This window comes from Pseudomonas sp. MPDS (genome assembly GCF_013283895.1).
Lineage (GTDB): Bacteria > Pseudomonadota > Gammaproteobacteria > Pseudomonadales > Pseudomonadaceae > Aquipseudomonas > Aquipseudomonas rhizophila.
Window position 1 is genome coordinate 2,877,405 of sequence record NZ_CP054128.1, and the last position, 19,872, is coordinate 2,897,276.

Genomic DNA, 19,872 nt, shown 5'->3' on the forward strand with positions numbered 1-19,872 from the left:
CATGCAAGTCGTGGACGTGACTCCTTGACTTGCATGATCCTGCGTCGCTGCTGCGTTGAATGTTTCTAGGGCTGCGATGTGGTCAGAAGCTCGGCGCTCACGGTTGAGCGCCGATCAATGCGTGCCACGACATAGGCACACACTCCAAGTACCGCAGGGCATAGAGCCAGTACTGCGAAGCTTTTCACCACGGGCATGCCGCTGTTGAGCACGTAGGCCCCGAGTAACGGCCCGCATACAGAGCCGATCTTACCCATTGACGCTGCCCATCCGGCGCCGTTGCCGCGAATGGCACTTGGGTAGAAAACCCCGGCGATGCTGGTGATGCCGTAGTGGCTGCCTTTGACGAAAATAGCGCCCATCAGGCTCAGTGCAATAAAGGCGTCTCCTTGCAGTTCGCCAATGCCCAGGACTAGCAGAAAAGGTAATGACAGCAGGGGATAGATCATCACGGCGTAGGGCCCCCGGGTGTCGACCACTCGCATCAATACGAGCCCGGCCATGGCGCCGCTGAACGAGGCGAAGGAGCTCACCCATGATGCAGTCGCCCGGTCGAAGCCGGCGTACTGGTACACCAGCGGGCTCCATGAGGCGAGAAAATACATGGCCATGGAGCTTGCTCCAAAGCCAATCCAGATCATGGGAGTGATCCATTTCAGTTTGCCGATGAACAACTGTCCGACACGGAAAGGTCGGTGACCGATGTCGATTTCATCGGCAAGAAAATAGCGGTCCCCGGCGCGAAGATCGATGTCCGGATCCAGGCGCCTGAGGATCCGCGCCACGGTTTCGGGTCGTCTTTGCTTGCTCACCAGAAATCGCACCGATTCTGGCAGGGTGAAAAACAACAGCACACTGGAAAGCAACGTTGCGATGCCGCCCAGCGCGAACACACTGGCCCAGCCATAGTGGGGAGCCATCCACACGGTTAGAGGGCCAGCAACCGCGCCACCCAGGCTGAAGCCAACCATGATGATTGTGATCACGGTTGCACGGTAACGCTTGGGCACAAACTCGATATTCAGCGCCCAACAGAGTGGCAACATGGCGCCCAAGGCAAAGCCATTGAGAAAGCGCAAGATCAGCAGCGAGGCGTAGCTATCGGCCAAGGTGAACAGCAACGTCATCAGGCCAAAGGCGCTGGTGGACAGGATGATGGTCGGGCGACGGCCGATCCGGTCACCCAGATAACCGAAAAAGAATCCACCCAACATCATGCCGAACAAACCTATGGAAAAGATGTTGCCCAGTTGCAACTTATCCAGGCCAATGTCCTCGGCCATGTAGGCGGCGGTGTGGGAGAGCATCAGCAAGTCGAAGCCATCGAGGAAGGTGATCAGCACCGACACACAGATGATCAGATAGTTGAAACTCGACAGTCTGCGCCCCTCAATCAAGGCGGCGACGTCAATTGCGCGTGACGGGATCATGATTGCTCTCCGCACAGTAAGATCCAAGTGAGCGTGTTCCGGCTTGCCGGACTCACCACAGTTTCCAGGTGTAACCGACGATCAAGCGATTTTCATCGAGCTGCTGGGTCAGGCCATCCCCCGACCGGTACGTGACGTTGCGCCAGCGCAGGTTCAGGCCCTCCAGGGCACCGCTCTGGAAGACGTAGGTCAGGTCGGTGTCACGTTCCCACTCACTGCCGTCGTTGACCGTACGGGTGCGGATATCGCTGCCTTTCACATAACGGGTCATGAACGTCAGGCCCGGTATCCCAAGCGCGGCGAAGTCATATTCGTAACGCAATTGCCAGGATTTTTCGTTGGCTTTGGTGAAGGAGTTGTAGGTGACGAGGTTCGCCACATACGGCGTACCGGTGTCGATCACGGGGAACACACTGTCTCCGGATAGGTGCTGGAACGCGGCGGCGAATCGCTGGGCCCCGACGGTCAAAGTGAACATGCCATTGAAGTTGCGGTTATCGATCTTCCCGGCTTTTGCCGCGCCTGTGTCGCTACTGTCGACGTAGCGCAAATCGGAGCGCAGGCTCATGCCTTCCCCCAGTGGCAGGACGTGAATCACTCCGGAAAAGTGCTGGCGGTAGATGTCCTGCAGCTCACCCTGGTGGTAGCGCAGGGTCAGGTTCTTGCCCAGCGTATAGTCGCCGCCGAGCAGGTCCAGATGATCGCTGCTCTGGCCGGCATAGCTGATGTCGTCATTACTGGAGGAGTCGCGACCGTTAGCCTCTGTCAATCTCGCTGCGGTGACGGTCAGGTTCTCGACTTCGCTCGACGTCAGGTAGGCACCGGTGAAGGTCGAGGGCAATAGTCGGGTGTCGCTGTAATACGCCAGCGGGTGAATCGGCATCAGGGTTCCTACCTTGAGCCGGGTCTGGGACAGACGCATTTTGGCGGTCAGCCCCAGTTCGCTGTACTCGTCGACAGGCTGGTTGCTGTCGGGCCCGTAGGGCAACAGTGCTGTGCCCCGTCGACCTCGGCCCGAGTCGAGCTTGATCCCCAGTTCACCCAAGGCGTCGAGACCAAATCCAACGGTACCTTCGGTGTAGCCAGACTGAAGTTCGGCGAAGAAACCTTGGGTCCATTCTTCGGCCTTGGCCTGGGGCGCGCCACTCTGGCGAAAGTCGCGATTGAGGTAAAAATTGCGCGTGGTCAACGTCGCGCTGCTGTCCTTGAGAAAGTCTGCCTGGGCGTAGCTGCCGTGGCAGAAGAGTGCAAGCGCGGTGAAGAAGGCTAGATTCCTGTTCATTTTTTTATTGCTCTCAGGAGAGGGAATACGATTATTCAGGGCGAGTTTTGCCTGACCGCGTCGGTGACGACGCGGCACAGCAGGCGTGGCTCAAGGTGTTGTGAATCAGAGGCAGGCGGTCACGTCTGTGACGGGGCGGGCAATGGATCCACCGCAAGGTCGTGGCGGGTCAGGTGACCGATTGCGAATGCACAGGCGGCCAGCATTGCCGGACATATGGCCAGGACCAGGAAGCTCTTGACCACTGGCATTCCGCTGTTCAGTACATAAGCGCCCAGCAATGGGCCGAGGATCGAGCCGATCTTGGCGATCGAGGTGGCCCAGCCCGCGCCATTGGCGCGGATAGCGCTGGGGTAGAAGACCCCGGCGATACTGAGGATTCCATAGTGGGAGCCTTTGACGAACACGGCCCCGACCAGGCTCAGCATCAGGAACGCGGTGCCCTGCATGCCGGTGATGCCCAATACCAGCAGGAAAGGCAATGCCAGCAGCGGATAGATCATCACCATGTAAGGGCCGCGGGTATCGACGAAACGCATCATCGCCAAGCCCGCCATTGCGCCGCTGAACGAGGCGATCGAACTGACCCACGAAGCTGTCGCGCGGTCAAAGCCTGCGTACTGATAGACCAGTGGACTCCACGAGGCGAGAAAGTACATGGCCATGGAACTGGCGGAGTAGCCCAGCCAGATCATCGGGGTAACCCATTTCAGGCGGCCGATAAACAGCTGGCTGACCCGAAATTCCTTGCGGCCCAGATCCGGCTCGTCCAGTAGGACGAAGCGGTCGCCCGGTCGCACATCCAGGCTCGAATCCATACGCTTGAGCGTTGCCGTGATTTTTTCCGGGCCTTTGCGTTTGCTGGCCAGAAACCGCACCGATTCGGGCAGGGTGAAAAACAGGAGCACGCTGGCGGCCAGGGTCAGTACACCGCCGAACACGAACACGCCCTGCCAACCGATATGCGGCGCCAGCCAGACGGTGATCGGGCCGGCCATCGCGCTGCCCAGGCTAAATCCGACCATGATGATGGTCACCACCGTCGAGCGATAACGCTTGGGTACGAACTCAATGTTCAAGGCCCAGCACAACGGCAGCATGGCACCTAGGGCGAAGCCGTTGAGAAAGCGCAGGACCATCAGCGATTCATAGCTGTTGGCCAAGGCAAACAGCAAGGTCAACACGCCAAATGAGCAGGTGGAAAGAAGAATGGTGGGACGCCGCCCGATTCGGTCACCCAGGTAGCCGAAGAAGAATCCACCGAGCATCATTCCCAGCAGGCCGATGGAGAAAATCTCACCCAGCTGGATCTTGTCCAGACCGACCTCATCGGCAATGTAGGAGGCCGTGTGCGACAGCACCAGCAAATCGAAACCATCGAGGAAGGTGATCAGAACCGAGACCAGAATCACCACGTAGTTGAAGCGTGAAAGTTTGCGACCTTCTATGAGCGCCGCTACGTCCAGGGTGCGGGACTGTGACATGTGCGTTCTCCACTGCATTTTTTATTTTTGTTGGAGTGGCGCCCCCTATGGATGGTGGGCGCGTCGAACTGCTTTAAGCACTATTCCAGATTGAATGCCAGCCGCTCGCGCAATGCCGGGGCAGGTATATCACTCAACCTGCCATCGGGGCCCGCGAGGTCCAGCGCGTGGGCCGCAGCGGCCCCCATTGCGATACAGGGGCCCATCACCCGGACACTCGACAGCGCGGCCGCATCGGCGTCGATGCAGCGACCGGCCACGACCAGGTTATCGCTGCCTTGGGCAAGCATGCTGCGCAACGGCACACTGTGAACGTGATCGTCACCAAAGGGCTCCCACTGGTAACCGCTGGTATTGCCGTGCAATTCCACCGGCCAGGAGGTGCGAGCTACCGCATCCGGGAATATCGTTGCCGCCCGCACTTCGTCAGTCGTCAGATGGTGATGTCCGACGATCCAGCGGGTCTGGCGAATACCTGGCAGCGCGTACGCCCGTACCTTGGCCTTGCTGTAGGCCTCGGGGTATTCCGACTTGAGGAAGTTGATGACCTGGTCCACCTGCTGGCGTCCGGCGATCGCGACATGGGAAGCGGCCACCGGATCCAGAGGCGTTTCGATGTGAGTCATGTTGAAGGCTGCGGTGCCACGGCCGGGGAACTGAAAGAACAGTCCGTCGTCGCGTTCGATACCGTAGCTTTTGGCTTTTTGTTTGACCCGTTCGGTGAACTGCGCGCGGGTGGGCAAGTGCGCTTCATTGATATGCTCAAGGACGAACATCTGGGTGCCATAGATGGGTGTGTCTGGCTCGCGACAGGCAAGTCCGGCATTCCAGGCTAACGCCGCGTCTCCGCTGGCGTCGATAAAGCCGTTGGCCGCGACACGCACATCGCCGTAGCGGGTGGCCAGTTCCACTTCGCGGATTCGCGGACCTTCGCGCACGACATCGCGTAACACCGCACCGAGCACCACGGTGATCCCGGCGTCGAGCACTTTCTGGCCAATCCATCGACCCAAGGCAACTTCGTCGTAGTAAACAACAGTCGTCAGGGGGCCAATGGCCTGGTGCAAGTCCCCCGAGGCGCCCAGGTCACGCAGGATATCGTCGGCGATTCCGTGGGTCAGCAACCGGCGGTTCGGACCATTGGAGAACAACCCGCAGAAGGTCCCGATAATTGAGCCGACCGCCTGGCCGCCGAGCATCGGCAAGGCATCGAACAGCACTACGCGTTTGCCGAGCGCAGCGGCCTCCAGAGCGGCGGAAATACCGGAGATACCCGCGCCGGCAATGCATACGTCGGCCTGCAAGCGTTGAGCGGTGGGGGCGCTGGTACGGCGTACCGTGCGAATGACATGAGCCATAAAACTTCCTTTGAGATGTAAAAAGGGCAGCCGATCCCGAGCCCGATGACCAAGGGTCACGGGAGCGGTTGTTGCGGCTGGCAGATTCCGGTTACGACAGGTCTCGCCTTCGCTCCGACCCGGTCGGGTGTTGCGATACGAACTGATCGGTTTGCAGCTGACGCGGAGTCACTTCAACGGTCCCAGCGTCGGCGTCGACGCGAACCCAATCCCCGGTTTGAATCCGGCTCAACGGGTCTTCGGTGAAGTCGGTCATGGCGGGCGCATGGACGACCACGGCGCCAAGGCCCATTTTTGCGGTCATTTCGTTGAACAACATGGCGCCAGGGGCTACGCCGGCGAGACGGGCGATATGGAACTGCGAGGACCAGCCGGACGAACCTTTGGCGCCGGGAAACACCAGCACTTTGCCGGCGAAACTGATGCCCTTGAGTTCGTGACGGGTCTCGATGACGGTGCCGCTGCGCGGGTCGATACCGCCCCAGCCGGAGATGCGGTCCCGGGTCACCAGGGCCTCGCCTTCGAAACAGCCGCCGACGACCTTGCGGCCTTTGAGGGTGAAGGTTGTGCTCATCTCAATACTCCTTTCCAACGGCCCTCGATGGCGGCCTGGACGCAATCGGCGGTGCTACCGAACCACGCCTGGATACCCATGATCGCCGGCAGGTAGTGCGCCTGTTTGGCCGAATCGACTGCCGCCACCCGCGTGCCCGTGGGAAGTACCTTGCCAATGGCTGAGCAGGTATCGGTCATCAGATGCCCGCCGGCCTGTTCGATGATGCGGGTGTAGCCGGCGACGTCGGCCAGTTGTTTGATCGACGCCGCCGTAAATATCCAGAGCTCGGTATTCGGACTCAGGCGTTGGCCTTCCAGCAATTGGCAGACCTCCCAGATCTGTTCGAGGCTGTAGTGCGGGCAACCGAGCATCACGAAGTCAATCTCGTCATCGCGAGCGGTGATATTGACTTGCTCGTAGGCCCAGCGCCGTTCGGCCTCGCCGAAGCGCATTGCGGCCAGGGGAGGGGACGCGCCAAACGCCTGCTCGCTGGTTTGGGCTTCAGGCGTCACCCCAACCAGGTGATACATCTCCACCCCACCGCTGGAAGCCGCCGCCGCCCCGAAGTGCTTGAGGCGAGCCAGGTTGGGTTGGTGACTCACGCCTTGGATGACCGGGATGCGGTCCTGCACCTGCTCGCCGACCCAGTAGCCGAGCAATCCCCAGTCCGCCGTGGTACTCACGTCTATGTCCAGCTGGATCAGGTGGGTACCGCGACGGTTTTCCTCGATGTGCAGACCCCAATAGGGGATCTTGCCGGTCAGCATCGCCGCGCCCGTGCTTTCCCGGCCTTCGGCATTGGTGCGGGCACCGAGTACCGAGTTGATATAGATCACCGCAGAGGATTCCATCCATGCGCAGTGTTCGCCTTTTACCGGCACGTTGCCGACTTGATAGGGCGTACAGGTATTCAAGGGTTGTACCCCCAGACCGCTGCTGTAAGCCTGACCTGTTTCATAGATGCGGACCACGTCTGGCGAGATGCCTTGGCGTACAGCGTGCCGGGGGTCGATGCCTTGCTGCAGGTGGCTGCTCGGGACCTTGACCCGAGGAATCTTGACCAATTCGGCGCTGTCGAGGTTGAACTCGCTGAACACCGCATCCATGCCGCCATTTTGGTCTGCGTACTGACGCAGAAAGGGCGTGGTGGCTCCGATGGTACCGGCGACATTGCGCGTATCCACCAGACATTGAGCGTCCAGGGCTTCGCCATAGCGCACCAGCAACTCCATGGCTTTTTGCACCGCCGGACCTTGATCGCCAGCGAGCATGGCTTTTTCGTCGTCGCGCAACTTCATTGCGGTTGCTCCCCGGGATGGGTGATATCCAGTGGCTTTATCAACACCGCACCGTGTTCCATGGAGGACACATTGTGGCGGTATATATCCAGCCAGCCACCACCGAACTGGGGGGCCGCAGGTATCCAGCGGGCGCGTCGGGCTTGCATTTGTGTTTCGCTGATATTGGCGTCAAGGGTGTTGAGATCCAGGTCGATGTCGATGATGTCCCCGTCTTCCACCAGTGCGAGGGGGCCACCGACGGCTGCCTCAGGAGCCACCTCCGCCACGACCAGGCCTTTGCACACCAGCCCCGAGAGGTGACCGTCGGTCAGCATTGCCACGTGGTCACCCAGCCCGGCCCCGTCAATGGCGAACACTACCTTCGAGGCGCCACCGCCCATGGCGGGCCCGCCCTGTACACCTGCGCCCCGCATGACCACGACATGGCCGGGCTGAATGCGTCCATCCTGCAACGCTTGGATGGCATCGGCGGAGCGCTCGAAGCAGATCGCGGGGCCCTTGAACTGGCGTGGCTTGCGCGGGTCGATGCCGTATTTGACGATGCCGGCCTGCGGGGCAATGTTGCCGCGCAGCATCACGATGGCCGGTTGCGTGGCAAAGGGAGCGTGCAACGGGCGGATCACCTCGTCGTCACTGACGGTCACCCCCTGCAGGTTTTGCGTCAGGGTTTTGCCGGTGACGGTCAGCACGTCACCGTGCAACAAAGGTTCAAGGCGCTTGAGCAGCCCACGGCCACCCCCCGCTGCTTCCATTTGCTCAATGCTGTGTTCGCCCACTGGTCGTACGCCGACCAGCACCGGTATCTTTTTTCCCAGTTTCCTGAAGAGTTGGTACACGTCCACGTCAATGCCACCTTCAGCCGCCACCGCCTGCATATGTTTGATGGTGTTGACCGAGCCTCCCGCAGCGAGAATTGTCGCAACGGCGTTGGCAAAGGCAGCAGGCGTCAGGATGTCGCGAGGTTTGAGATCTTCCTCGATCATTTCCACAATGCGCTTGCCTGCCTGGTGAACGAAATCGAACATCTGCGGGCTATTTGCTGCAATAGGGGAGCTACCGGGCAAGGCCATGCCCAACGCTTCACATACCAGATGCATGGAGTTGGCGGTGCCCATGCCCGAACAGACCCCAGGCCCTCTGATGGCGTTGCGTGCCATGCCGGCCAGTTCCTCGACGGGCAGTTTGCCGGTGACCACGTGCATGGAGCTGATGAATACATCTTCGATATCGACGTGCTGGCCATTGTATTCGCCGCTTGGCTGATACCCGCACACTACGATCAACGTCGGGATGTTCAGCCGGGCAGCTGCCATCAACTGACCGGGTACTGTTTTGTCGCAAGAGGCCAGGCAGATCATGCCGTCGAGCTGAGCGCCTTCGACCGCGACTTCGATGTCATTGGTGATGAGGTCTCGGGCGGCGAGCATATAGGCGCCTCCCGCACCGGCACCGGTGATGAAGTCACTGGGCGCGGCCGTACGAATTTCGAAGGGCAGCGCACCGGCATCGCGTATCGATTGCTTGAGGCTGGCAGCGATACCATCCAGATGACTGAAGCAAATCGCCAGGTTCGAGGACGAGTTCACGATGGCGATTTTCGGTTTTTCCAGCTCGCTCTCCTCAATGCCCAAGGCGCGCCACTGGGCGGCGCGCACAGCCCACAAGTAGGATCCGTAGGGGAAATTACTGCGTAGCTTCTTGGGCATGATTCGCTCCGTTGTTTTTATTAGATGTCGATTCGGTTAATTACCTTAACGATCTTGTACCGAGTCTAGGCTTCGACCTAGAATCCGAAAACCTTATTTTACTTATAGATAAAATCCAAAATATGGATATCAAGGACGTCGATCTCAACCTGCTTAAAGTCTTCGATGCGCTGCGCAAAAAGCAAAGCGTGACCCTGGCCGGTGATCTCATGGGGCTTAGCCAGCCAGCCATGAGCTTCGCGTTGGCCAAGTTGCGCACGCTGTTCGATGACCCATTGTTCATTCGCACTTCACGTGGCATGCAACCTACGGCCAGGGCCCTGCAGATCGCTGAGCCGGTGCAACGGATTCTGGAGATGGTCAGCAGCGAGGTGTTGCCATCCACCGGTTTCATTGCCGAACACTCCGAGCGACAACTGGTGCTGTGCATGTCGGATATCGGCGAAATGGTGTTCCTGCCCAGGTTGATGCGGATGCTCGACAGTAAGGCGCCCCAGTTAAGAATCCGTACCCTGGCGTTGTCCTCGGAGCAGTTGGAGGAGGGGCTGGATGCCGGCGAGGTGGACGCGGCAATCGGCTATTTTCCGCGCTTGCTCAATACCTCGATCCGGCATCGCGCGTTGTATCGCCATTCGTTTGTCTGCATCGTTCGTCGTGATCATCCCACCATCGGTGACAGCATGAGCGCCGAGCAATACCAGAGCGCAATGCATGTCGCGGTCCAGCCTGACGGGCGTGGAATGAGTGGACTGGATCGTGAGCTGGCGAGCCACGGCATCACCCGTCGAGTGCGTTTCAGCCTGCCACGGTTTATGGGCGTGCCATTTCTGGTGGCCGAGTCCGACATGATCGCCACTGTACCCTTGGCAGTCGGACGCAGGTTTGCCGACATCACCGATGTGCGCCTGGTGCCGCTGCCTTGGGATATTTGCGGATACGACATTCACCTTTACTGGCATACGCGGTTCCATCATGACCCGGCGAACCGCTGGTTGCGACAATCCTTCATTGAATTGCTCGATGACTTTTCTCCCGCAGACCAGATACAGATTTAATAGGTATCGGAAATAGTTAATTGACATAACTAATATGGCCGGTTAGTTTTTTGCTCACCTTCAAGTGCGCAACAAGAGAGCAGAAGCCATGGAACACAGGGCGTGAGCAGTGCAGGGCAATATTCAGCCTTTGTCGATGTAGCAATTTTCGATGCGGTGCGCACCCCCTGGGTTGATCTTGGTGGTGCCCTGGCCCAGGTTTCGCCTATCGATCTTGGGATCAAGGTTGCTCGTGAGGTGCTGGCCCGGGCCGGCATCGATCCTATGGCCGTAGACAGCGTGCTGGCCGGCTCCATGGCCCAAGCCAGCTTTGACGCCTATTTGTTGCCGCGGCACATAGGGTTGTACAGCGGCGTGGCGCAAACGGTTCCTGCGCTGGGGGTACAGCGCATCTGCGCCACCGGCTTTGAGCTGCTGCGCCAGTCTGCTGAACAGTTGCGCGATGACGTTCAGTTAGCCTTGTGCGTGGCCAGTGAATCGATGTCACGCAATCCGATCGCCGCCTACACCCACCGGAACGGGTTTCGTCTCGGTAGCGAGGTGCAATTCAAGGATTTTCTCTGGGAAGCCCTGTACGACCCGGCCCCCGGGGTGGATATGATCGCCACCGCCGACAACCTGGCGCGACGCTATGATCTGTGTCGCGAGGCGGTGGACCGTTATGCGTGCGACAGTCATCAGCGAGCCTTGCAGGCCCAGCGCGCAGGTGCCTGGTGTGAGGAAATCGTCCCCATCGATAACCAGGTGTTCGAACTGGAAGGCTATCAGCCAAGGGGCATCAGCCTGCCGCGCGGCACCGGTATCGTCACCCAGGACAGCCATCCACGACCTACTGACTTCTCGGCTTTATCGCGCCTGCGGGCGTTACATGTGGGGGGTGTACAAACCGCCGGTAATAGCTGCGCAGTCGTCGATGGTGCGGCGGCGGCCCTGGTAGGACGAGGCTCGGCCTGCACGCGTGTGCCCCTGGCTCGCTTGCTGGCCAGCGCGGTGGTCGGTGTGGCCCCGGAGTTCATGGGCATCGGCCCGGCACCAGCGATCCGTCTGTTGTTGCAACGCAGCGGATTGAGCCTTGATGACATTGCCCGTTTCGAGATCAACGAAGCCCAGGCGGCCCAGGTACTGGCGGTCGCGCAGGAGTTGGAACTGGATCATACCCGGCTCAACGTCCAGGGGGGCTCTTTGGCCGTCGGGCATCCACTGGCTGCTACCGGCCTGCGGTTGGTCATGACCCTGGCCAGGCAGTTGCGCCAGCACAATCTGCGCTACGGGATAGCCGCAGCATGTGTCGGTGGTGGCCAGGGCATGGCGTTGTTGATCGAAAATCCGACCTGCCACACCTGAGTTTATGCCCGCCCGCAGTGGTGGGGCGGTCTGTTTTATATCCTGACGAGGTGACTTATGTGGAGCTACCAGGCGCCTCTGCGCGATATGCAATTTGTGTTTGAGCATTGGTTGCAGGCGCCCGCCACATGGCGTCGCTGTCAGGCGTTCGATGCGCTTGATCTGCCGTTGGCGATGCAGGTGCTGGAGGAGGCGGGGCGCTTCACTCAGAACGTGCTGGCCCCGTTGAACAGCAGTGGCGATCGTCAGGGTTGCCGTTGGAGGGCAGGCCATGTCAGTACCCCGGACGGCTTTGCCAGTGCCTATCAGGCCTACGTTGACGGTGGCTGGCCAGCGCTGGCTTGTGGCGAGGCGTTGGGTGGACAGGGGTTGCCGCAATTGCTCGATGCCGCGCTGCAAGAGATGCTCTATGCCAGCAACCATGCCTGGGCCATGTACACCGGCATCGTCTACGGTGCGTACCTGTGCCTCAAGAGCCATGGTGCTCCTTGGCTGCAAGAGCGCTATCTGCCCGAGATCGTCAGTGGCCTAACCCTGCCTACCATGTGTTTGACCGAGCCCCAGGCAGGCAGCGATGTCGGCCTGCTGCGCTGTCGCGCCGAGCCTGGCGTAGATGGCAGCTATCGCCTGCATGGTAACAAGCTGTTTATCTCCGGCGGCGAGCACGACCTTACGGAAAATATCCTGCACTTGGTCTTGGCACGCTTGCCCGATGCGCCGTCGGGCAGTCGCGGCATCTCTCTGTTTCTGGTGCCCAAGCGACTGGACGATGGCCAGGCCAACGGTGTGCGCTGCGACGGTCTTGAACACAAGATGGGTATCAAGGGAAGTGCCACTTGCTCCCTGGTGTTCGATGGCGCTCAAGGCTGGTTGATCGGCGAAGCCAATCAGGGCCTGGCGGCGATGTTCGTGATGATGAATTCGGCGCGCTTGCATGTCGGCCTGCAAGGCTTGGGGCATACCGAAGTGGCGTGGCAGAACGCGAGGAAATATGCCGCCGAGCGCTTGCAGATGCGCGCACCGCTGAGACCCGAAGGGGTGCAAGCGCAGGCTGCCGACCCGCTTCACTATCATCCGGCCATGCGCCGGGTGTTGCTGGAGTTGCGCGCTGCCAGCGAAGGCATGCGAGCCATCGGCTATTGGGCCGCCCATTTGCTGGATCAGGCCGAACATGCCGTGGATCCACAGACCCGACAGCATGCCAGTCAACTGGCGCAGCTGTTGACGCCGATCATCAAGGCGTTCTTTACCGAACAGGGTTTCCGCCAAGCCAGCAGCTCCTTGCAAGTGTTCGGCGGTTACGGCTATGTCACCGAGTTCGCCATTGAGCAGACCTTGCGTGACAGCCGCATTGCCATGATCTATGAGGGCAGCAACGAAATTCAGGCCAATGACCTGCTGCTGCGCAAGGTGCTGGGAGACCATGGCCAGGCGTTTGGCTTGCTGCTGGCGCAGCTGCGCGAAGAGGCGCGGCTGGGTGGCGACTGGGTTGAGTGCCAAGGGTTCGCCGCGGCCCTGGAAAATCTCTGCAACTCGCTGGCGGCTGTGGTCGAGGACGTGGTCGAACGGACACGAGAAGACCGCGAATACCCCTATCGAATCGCAGGGGATTTCCTCCAGTTGTGTGGCGTAACGCTGCTGGCCTTGTCCTGGGCGCGGGCAGCACGGGTCTCCAGGGCATTGCCTGAAACGGATCCGCTACGCGCCGGCAAGTTGCAAAGCGCGGGGTTCTTTTTTGACTACCTGCCGTCCAGGCTGGCACAGCATCTGGCTGCTATCGTGGATGCTCGGGCTACCCTGGCGTTTATCTGAGGGGCGAGGGCGGGGGTGTTCGCCCGAGCGCGGGTACTCAAACCCGGATAGGGTCAACCAACCGCTACGGCCAAGACAACTCAAACAGCAGGCCCGGCTCCGCGCGCTTTGCAGACAGCATCCAGCCATGGGCCCGGGCAATTTCCTGGCAGATCGTCAGGCCAAGCCCCGCGCCATGATCACGGCGATGTGGCCCACGCCAGAAGCGCGTGAACAGGTGCGGCAATTGCTCGCGATCAACGCCGGGGCCCCAATCGCGCACCCTGAGTGCGCCCGCGCTGACGTGCATCCTGACCTCAGTACCGCGGGGGGCGTGTTGAATGGCATTTTCCAGCAGGTTCTTGAGCAACGTGAAGAGCGCGCTTCGATCGGCCTGCCATTGGCCGCCTTCAGGCGTTTCGTCAACCAGAACAAGACGTACGTCGACGGCCTCGGCCATACGCTGCAGATAGCCGCAGGCTTCCCTGGCGACATCGGCTATTTCCACTGTGGCAAAACTGTAATTCTGAACCTCACTGGCTTCGGTCAGGAGCAGCAGTTGCTGGACTTGCCGTGTCATGTGCGCCACATCATCGAGCAGGGCATTGTGCGCGTGACTGTCTTGCATCAGTTCGATTTGCGCGCGAATCAGCGCCAGCGGTGTTTTCAACTCGTGCGCGGCGGTTGCAAGAAACTCCTGCTGGACACGATAACCTCGCTCCAGGCGCGCAAGCGCCTGGTTGAAGCTGGTGACCAGCGGCTCGACCTCGGACGGCACGGTTTTTACCTGCAACCGCGAGTGCAGGGAGCGAGGGGAGATGGCCGCCGCTGACTCCGACACTTCACGCAAGGGTTTGAGGGTGTAGCCCAACGTGAAATAAGCGCAGGCGCCGAAGACGAACAGCAGCACCAGGCTGAACAGCGCGATCCCGGCCCCCATGAATGGCAAGGCAAATCCCCCATGGAGCAAATCCATTAGCCTTTCGCTGGCGGCAAATTGCAGATACCAGGTCTTGCCTTGGTGCTCGACAGCCGCGGTGGCAGCGTACATGACGATGCCTTCACGTTCGAACTTGAATCTCGGTTGTTGCGATGGAGGATTCGATGCGACTGAAGACCAGAACGTCGCGTCGGTGGAGGTCAGGACCACATTGCCCGTTGAATCCAGCACGCGGTGGCCGATTTCCCGCCCCAGGCTATCGAAGGTCCAGACTCGGTCACCCTCGCTGCTGTCGAAGCCGTTGGGCCGGCCAGTGGCATCGAACTGGAGCTTGCCGGCCAGTTCATGGGTGCGCTCGGCGACGTCGGTGGTCAATAAAATATCGCTCTTTGAGGTGACGAGCGCGAGCACCCCTAATGCAATCAGCAGAATACTCAACCCTACGCCGACCACGTAGGCGAGCAGCACCTTGAAGCTGATGCTATTGCGCCACGTCCTCTTGACGAAGGGCATAACCGAGACCTCTGAGGTTGATGATTCGTTGGCGGGAGCCGATGGTAAGCAGCTTGCGGCGGATCCGGTGAAGGGCCACATCCAGTGCGTTAGGCGTCACGGCTTCGCTCAAGCCCCAGCCTGCCGCTTCTATCGCGGCGCGACGCACGATTTCTCCTGGCTTTCGCAATAGCAACAGCATGATCTGCATTTCCGCCGGCGCGAGAGGAATGCTTTGGCCGGCACAACACATGATGCCGGTATCGGGTTGCAGGCTCAGGTCACCATGACTCGGCGCGAGTGGACGACAGTCCACGGGACGCCTTAGCAACGCCCGCACACGCGCGACCATCTCATCCATGGCGAATGGCTTGGGCAGATAATCATCTGCTCCAGCATCCAGGCCTGCGACACGGTCGTGCAGCGCGTCGCGCGCCGTGAGAACAAGGCAGGGCAAGCCAAGCCCGGCGTTGCGCAAGCGCTGCAACAAGACGAGCCCGTCGCCGTCCGGCAAGCCGCGATCAAGAATCAGCGCCTGGTAAGGGACCCGCCCGATAGCCGCCCACGCGCCATCGATGCGGTTGACCACATCGACGGCGATGCCGGCGCTCGCCAGGCCTTTGCACACCAGATGCGCCAATCGCTCGTGGTCTTCGACCAGCAGAATACGACTCATCAGAAGCGGTACAGGTAGCCGAAGAGCACGCTGTTTTCAGTAGAACGGTCTACCAGCGGGCTGTCCTTGATCTCATCGGCGAGGCGGGTGGCCTTGACGTCAAGGAACACGGAATGATGGTCATCGAACATATAGTTTCCACGAACGCCAAGTTCGGTATTGAGGCCGGATTTTCCATCATAGGCCGCTCGATCAATGCGAGCTTCACTTTCGCGAACACCAAAATAATAATCAACGTACTTTTGGTCCTGCCATATCGCCGCCACTCGTGGCGTGAGGGTGAGGTGTTCACCCCATTGCCAGGATCTCTCAAGACCCAGGGTGAAGCGCTGGCCCTTGCTGTTGCCCGATACGTCCGTCAGCCACTGGGCGCTGACATGGGCCAGAGGGTTGCGCCACTGCACCTTGGCGCCGGCCCAGAAGCCACCTTTACGATCACTCATGCCATCCAGGAAGCGGGCATCGTCGTCGTCATAACCACTGAAGTCGTATTCACCGACGATGCTCAGATCCAGTTGCTGGGAGTCGTCGAGAGTGAAACCCGGCAGCTTGATCTCGGCGGTAGGGCCGAATACTCGTACGTAGTCATTTTCAAAGTAGATCAATGGTATGGCCTGAGTTTCACGGTCGACGCCCTTGTACGGCTGCTGGCTGCTGACCGCCCCGATGCCAAGGCCCCAGGATGACGTCGACTCGGCGTTTGCCGACTCAGCGGCGAGCGCGACCATGGATGAGCACAGACCGAGCACCAAGGCTTGGGTGGTGGCAGTCAACCGGATCGCACTTGAAACGGTAGACAGGGGCGTGCAATGCATGGGGTTCTCCAGATCGATAGGATGAAAGCGACCCTATCGTCGAAAAGTTCTTCTTACTGGACACTTACCCATCAACCGACATCGATCCCTTCCTGGTAAGAGTCGCCAAGGATTCCCTATCCGATAGTGGGCACCGGTGCCCTGCAGCCCTTTGAATATGCTTGTCAGTCGATTCTGACAAGAATGTCAGCAAGCGGTCAGTTTGCGGATACCTTGATTGTCTAGACTGGTGGAGGGTAGCTACAGGCTACTTTGCAGGTCGTGTGCAAAAATTACCCAAACCTGGATCCCTGATTGCCCGGTTGTCCCGCTTCCCGAGAGGAGTTACCTGATGCGCTTGCTCATCGTCGAGGACGAAGAAAAGACGTCCTCCTATGTGCATCGTGGCCTGAGTGAGCTCGGCTACATTGTCGATGTGGCGAGTAACGGCATCGATGGGCTGCACTATGCGCTGGAAATGGACTATGACGTCGTGATCCTGGATGTCATGTTGCCGGGCAAGGACGGTTACAGCGTGCTGGAGGGTTTGCGCCAGCAGAAGAAAACCCCGGTCATCATGTTGTCGGCCAGGGGGACGGTGGATGATCGCGTTCGTGGGTTGCGCGAGGGCGCTGATGACTACCTTGGCAAACCTTTTTCCTTTGCCGAACTGGTCGCCCGCGTTCAGGCATTGATCCGTCGTCGCACCGCAGACACGGCTGACCTGACCCATCTGCGCATCGACGACCTGGAGGTCGACCTGCAAGCGCGCAAGGTGACCAGGGCCGGGCTGCGGCTGGATCTGACGGCCAAGGAGTTTTGTCTGTTGAGCCTTCTGGCGCGGCACCAGGGAGAGATTCTTTCCAAACTGATGATTGCCGAGCAGGTCTGGGACATGAATTTCGACAGTGACGCCAACGTGGTCGAGGTTGCGATCAAGCGCGTCCGGGCCAAGGTCGATGTGCCTTATTCGCGCAAACTGCTGCATACGCGACGTCTCCCCTGATTTGAGTAGCGCTCAGCTTTAGAGTCCAATCCCAGTAACCAGGAGATTGGACATGAAGAAGCGTTTCACTGAAGAGCAAATCATTGGCTTTCTACGCGAAGCCGAGGCTGGGCTGCCGATCAAGGAGCTGTGTCGTCGGCACGGCTTTTCAGAGGCCAGTTACTACCTCTGGCGCAGCAAGTTTGGCGGGATGAGCGTGTCGGATGCCAAGCGCCTGAAGGAGCTGGAAAGCGAAAATGCCCGGCTTAAGAAAATGCTCGCCGAGTCGATGCTGGAGATTGAAGTCACCCGCGAGGCGTTGCGAAAAAAGTGGTGAGCGCACCCTCGCGTCGAGAGCTGGTGCGCCACATGACGGCACGCGGCTTGAGTGAGCGCCGAGCGCTTCAGGTGATGCGCATGAGCGCCAGTGCTCTGCGCTACCAACCGAGGGCGGATCGCAACCAGAGCCTGCGCAAGCGCATTGTGGCCCTGGCTCATCGGCATCGCCGCTATGGCGCCGCGATGATCTATTTGAAGCTGCGCCAGGCTGGCGAGGTGGTCAACCACAAGCGGGTGGAGCGCCTGTATGCCGAAGCCCGCTTGCAGGTGAAAAGGCGTAAGCGCAAGAAGATTCCGATTGCAGATCGACAGCCGCTGGGCCGCCCGCGGGCCGCCAACCAGGTCTGGTCGATGGACTTTGTATTTGATCGCACGGCTGAAGGGCGTGTCATCAAGAGCCTGACCGTGGTGGATGATGCCACCCATGAGGCTGTAGCCATCGTGCCGGAAAGAGCGATTGGCGGGCTTTCGTTGACGCGCATCCTGGATCGTCTGGCCATGTCACGCGGACTGCCCAAAGCCATCCGCACGGACAATGGCAAGGAGTTCTGTGGCAGGGCCATGCTGACCTGGGCTCATCAGCGAGGTGTGCAGCTGTTCCTGATTGAGCCAGGTAAGCCCAATCAGAATGCCTACATCGAATCGTTTAACGGGCGCTTCCGTGATGAATGCCTGAACGAACACTGGTTCACCAGCCTGCCGCACGCCAAGGTAGTGATTGAGTCCTGGCGGAGGGAATACAACGAAGAGAGACCGAAGAAAGGGCTTGGTGGGTTAACCCCATCGGCCTATGCCGAGCAACTGGCCTCGAAAGCCGTTACATTGACCCAGGACTCTAAAGCCAGCTGCTACTGAAGACGGGGAGACGTCGTACGGTCCGGGGCATGGGCTATGTACTGGAAAGTCGTGAAGCCGATGCCAGTCAAGGCAGTACCCGGTGATGAAGGGGTCGATAGCCAAGCGGCTGGCATTGATGTTTGCGCTGGCGGTCTTGCTGATCATCTCTATCAGCGCGACGCTGCTGCGCTGCTCATTGAAGACATCGCTCGAAGATCAGATGCAAAACGAGTTGATCCTGCGCCATTCCGTACTTGATCCCGTGCTCACAAAATACGATTCACCGGCATTCTGGGTCGGTTTGCGTGAAAAGCTCGATGGCCTGACGCCCACGGATCAGCGGGTGCGTTATTGGGTCCTGGTTGACGACCCGGCCTACAGCTATGGCGGAGCGATGCCGGACGGCCAGGATTGGTCGAAGCGCCCGGATGGATTTTTCAGCATGGCGATACCTGAACGGGATCGTCCCATGGTGCTGCAAGTCAAGACTATCTCTGCCATGGGTAACCGCCCGGAGTTGCGCTTTATCGTGGGGCTCGATTCAACGCCGTTCATGAAGACCCTGGACCATTTCACCAAGACGCTGATCCTGACTTCGGCGCTGGGCATCGTACTGGTCGCGCTGCTGGGTTACTGGATCGCGCGTTTCGGCCTGGGGCCGGTCAGGCGCCTGAGCCGTCAGGCCAACAGCCTGCCGCCGGGTGATTCAAAGCAGCGACTGGACACCGAGGCACTGCCCGACGAGTTACAGGAACTGGCGGTGTCGTTCAACGGGGCCCTGGCTCGCCAGGAGGCCGCCTGGTGCCAGCTCGAAGGGTTCAATGCCAATGTCGCCCATGAGCTGCGAACGCCGCTGACCAACCTGATCGGGCAGACCCAGGTCGCGTTGGCCCACGGGCGTGATGTGGCTGAGCTTCAGGATCTGCTGCAATCGAATCTGGAAGAGCTTGAGCGCATGGGCACCATCGTCAATGACATGCTGTTCCTGGCGGGTGCCGAAAGCGGGCAGCGTGCGACCGAACTCAGTGATGTCTCGCTCTACGAGGAGGCGTCCAAGACGGTGGAATACCTGGAGCCCGTCTTGCACGACAAACAGTTGGACGTGGTGATCAAAGGCGACATGCGCGTATGCATCGACCGACGCCTTTTTCACCGCTCTTTGGCCAATCTGCTGCAAAACGCGGCGCGATACGCGGTGCCGCAGAGCACCATTACTGTAAGCCTGGAACGTCTTGGCGCGCAGGCCAAGGTAAGTGTTTCCAATGCGGGTGAGCCCATTGACGAGGTGCACCTGCAGCGCTTGTTCGAGCGTTTCTATCGCGCCGATGTCGCCCGGGCGCGAAGCGACGCACACCATGGCCTGGGGCTCTCCATTGTGCGAGCTGTGGCGTCCATGCACGGTGGCCGTGTGTTCGCCCACAGCAAGGATGGCTTCAATACCTTCGGATTCTCCCTGACCAGCCAGGCAGCCCGTTAGTCGCCGTCAACCGATGGCCGGCGTG

At 59.9% G+C, this 19,872-nt stretch carries 15 protein-coding genes and 1 pseudogene; 6 read left to right on the forward strand and 10 right to left on the reverse strand.

The genetic code is table 11. From position 1 onward, the window contains the following. Nucleotides 1–65: 65 nt before the first annotated feature. The 7 genes from HQ912_RS12650 to HQ912_RS12680 all read right to left on the reverse strand — a co-directional run bounded on the left by HQ912_RS12650 (nt 66) and on the right by HQ912_RS12680 (nt 9,117). Complete coding sequence (locus HQ912_RS12650; protein ID WP_160892116.1) at nt 66–1,430, reverse strand: MFS transporter; 1,365 nt, start codon at nt 1,428–1,430, stop codon at nt 66–68. A gap of 52 nt (nt 1,431–1,482) precedes the next feature. Then, entirely contained in the window at nt 1,483–2,712 is a 1,230-nt protein-coding gene (locus HQ912_RS12655; RefSeq protein WP_173406861.1) for an OprD family porin, read from the reverse strand. A 119-nt stretch (nt 2,713–2,831) separates the two neighbouring features. Further along, nucleotides 2,832–4,196 (reverse strand): MFS transporter, encoded by a 1,365-nt coding sequence (locus HQ912_RS12660; RefSeq protein WP_047225575.1) that lies wholly within the window; start codon nt 4,194–4,196, stop codon nt 2,832–2,834. Nucleotides 4,197–4,276: 80 nt separating this feature from the next. Beyond that, the gene (locus HQ912_RS12665) at nt 4,277–5,554 is read right to left on the reverse strand and encodes an FAD-dependent oxidoreductase (RefSeq protein ID WP_076384195.1); all 1,278 of its coding nucleotides are present in this window, start codon (nt 5,552–5,554) and stop codon (nt 4,277–4,279) included. A gap of 91 nt (nt 5,555–5,645) precedes the next feature. Then, entirely contained in the window at nt 5,646–6,128 is a 483-nt protein-coding gene (locus HQ912_RS12670; RefSeq protein ID WP_047225577.1) for an aconitase X swivel domain-containing protein, read from the reverse strand. After that, on the reverse strand, nt 6,125–7,408 hold the full coding sequence (locus tag HQ912_RS12675) for an aconitase X (RefSeq protein WP_047225578.1): 1,284 nt from the start codon (nt 7,406–7,408) through the stop codon (nt 6,125–6,127). The genes HQ912_RS12670 and HQ912_RS12675 overlap by 4 nt, the downstream gene beginning before the upstream one ends. Beyond that, nucleotides 7,405–9,117 carry a dihydroxy-acid dehydratase gene (locus tag HQ912_RS12680; protein WP_173406862.1) on the reverse strand — a complete coding sequence of 571 codons (1,713 nt, stop codon included), beginning with the start codon at nt 9,115–9,117 and terminating at the stop codon, nt 7,405–7,407. Before HQ912_RS12680 ends, HQ912_RS12675 begins: the two co-directional genes overlap by 4 nt. Before the next feature lie 122 nt (nt 9,118–9,239). On the opposite strand from HQ912_RS12680, the gene HQ912_RS12685 reads away from it, so the two are divergent. From HQ912_RS12685 to HQ912_RS12695, 3 genes are all read left to right on the forward strand, one after another. After that, nucleotides 9,240–10,172, forward strand: a complete 933-nt coding sequence (locus tag HQ912_RS12685) for a LysR family transcriptional regulator (protein WP_107322826.1) — start codon at nt 9,240–9,242, stop codon at nt 10,170–10,172. Between the two features lie 102 nt (nt 10,173–10,274). Continuing rightward, the gene (locus HQ912_RS12690) at nt 10,275–11,516 is read left to right on the forward strand and encodes a thiolase family protein (protein ID WP_047225581.1); all 1,242 of its coding nucleotides are present in this window, start codon (nt 10,275–10,277) and stop codon (nt 11,514–11,516) included. A 57-nt stretch (nt 11,517–11,573) separates the two neighbouring features. After that, entirely contained in the window at nt 11,574–13,328 is a 1,755-nt protein-coding gene (locus HQ912_RS12695; RefSeq protein WP_107322824.1) for an acyl-CoA dehydrogenase, read from the forward strand. A 64-nt stretch (nt 13,329–13,392) separates the two neighbouring features. Here HQ912_RS12695 and HQ912_RS12700 read toward each other — a convergent pair whose 3' ends face one another. From HQ912_RS12700 to HQ912_RS12710, 3 genes are read right to left on the reverse strand one after another with little or no spacing between them, the layout of a single operon-like run. Beyond that, nucleotides 13,393–14,760 (reverse strand): sensor histidine kinase, encoded by a 1,368-nt coding sequence (locus HQ912_RS12700; protein ID WP_107322823.1) that lies wholly within the window; start codon nt 14,758–14,760, stop codon nt 13,393–13,395. Further along, on the reverse strand, nt 14,729–15,415 hold the full coding sequence (locus HQ912_RS12705) for a response regulator transcription factor (RefSeq protein ID WP_047225584.1): 687 nt from the start codon (nt 15,413–15,415) through the stop codon (nt 14,729–14,731). The genes HQ912_RS12700 and HQ912_RS12705 overlap by 32 nt, the downstream gene beginning before the upstream one ends. Then, the gene (locus HQ912_RS12710; protein ID WP_173406863.1) at nt 15,415–16,230 is read right to left on the reverse strand and encodes a MipA/OmpV family protein; all 816 of its coding nucleotides are present in this window, start codon (nt 16,228–16,230) and stop codon (nt 15,415–15,417) included. The genes HQ912_RS12705 and HQ912_RS12710 overlap by 1 nt, the downstream gene beginning before the upstream one ends. Nucleotides 16,231–16,561: 331 nt before the next feature. On the opposite strand from HQ912_RS12710, the gene HQ912_RS12715 reads away from it, so the two are divergent. The 3 genes and pseudogenes from HQ912_RS12715 to HQ912_RS12725 all read left to right on the forward strand — a co-directional run bounded on the left by HQ912_RS12715 (nt 16,562) and on the right by HQ912_RS12725 (nt 19,847). Next, nucleotides 16,562–17,215 (forward strand): heavy metal response regulator transcription factor, encoded by a 654-nt coding sequence (locus tag HQ912_RS12715; protein ID WP_173406864.1) that lies wholly within the window; start codon nt 16,562–16,564, stop codon nt 17,213–17,215. A gap of 52 nt (nt 17,216–17,267) precedes the next feature. Then, nucleotides 17,268–18,372, forward strand: a pseudogene (locus HQ912_RS12720) (IS3 family transposase). Between the two features lie 101 nt (nt 18,373–18,473). Next, nucleotides 18,474–19,847 carry a heavy metal sensor histidine kinase gene (locus tag HQ912_RS12725; protein WP_047225587.1) on the forward strand — a complete coding sequence of 458 codons (1,374 nt, stop codon included), beginning with the start codon at nt 18,474–18,476 and terminating at the stop codon, nt 19,845–19,847. Nucleotides 19,848–19,872: the final 25 nt, after the last annotated feature.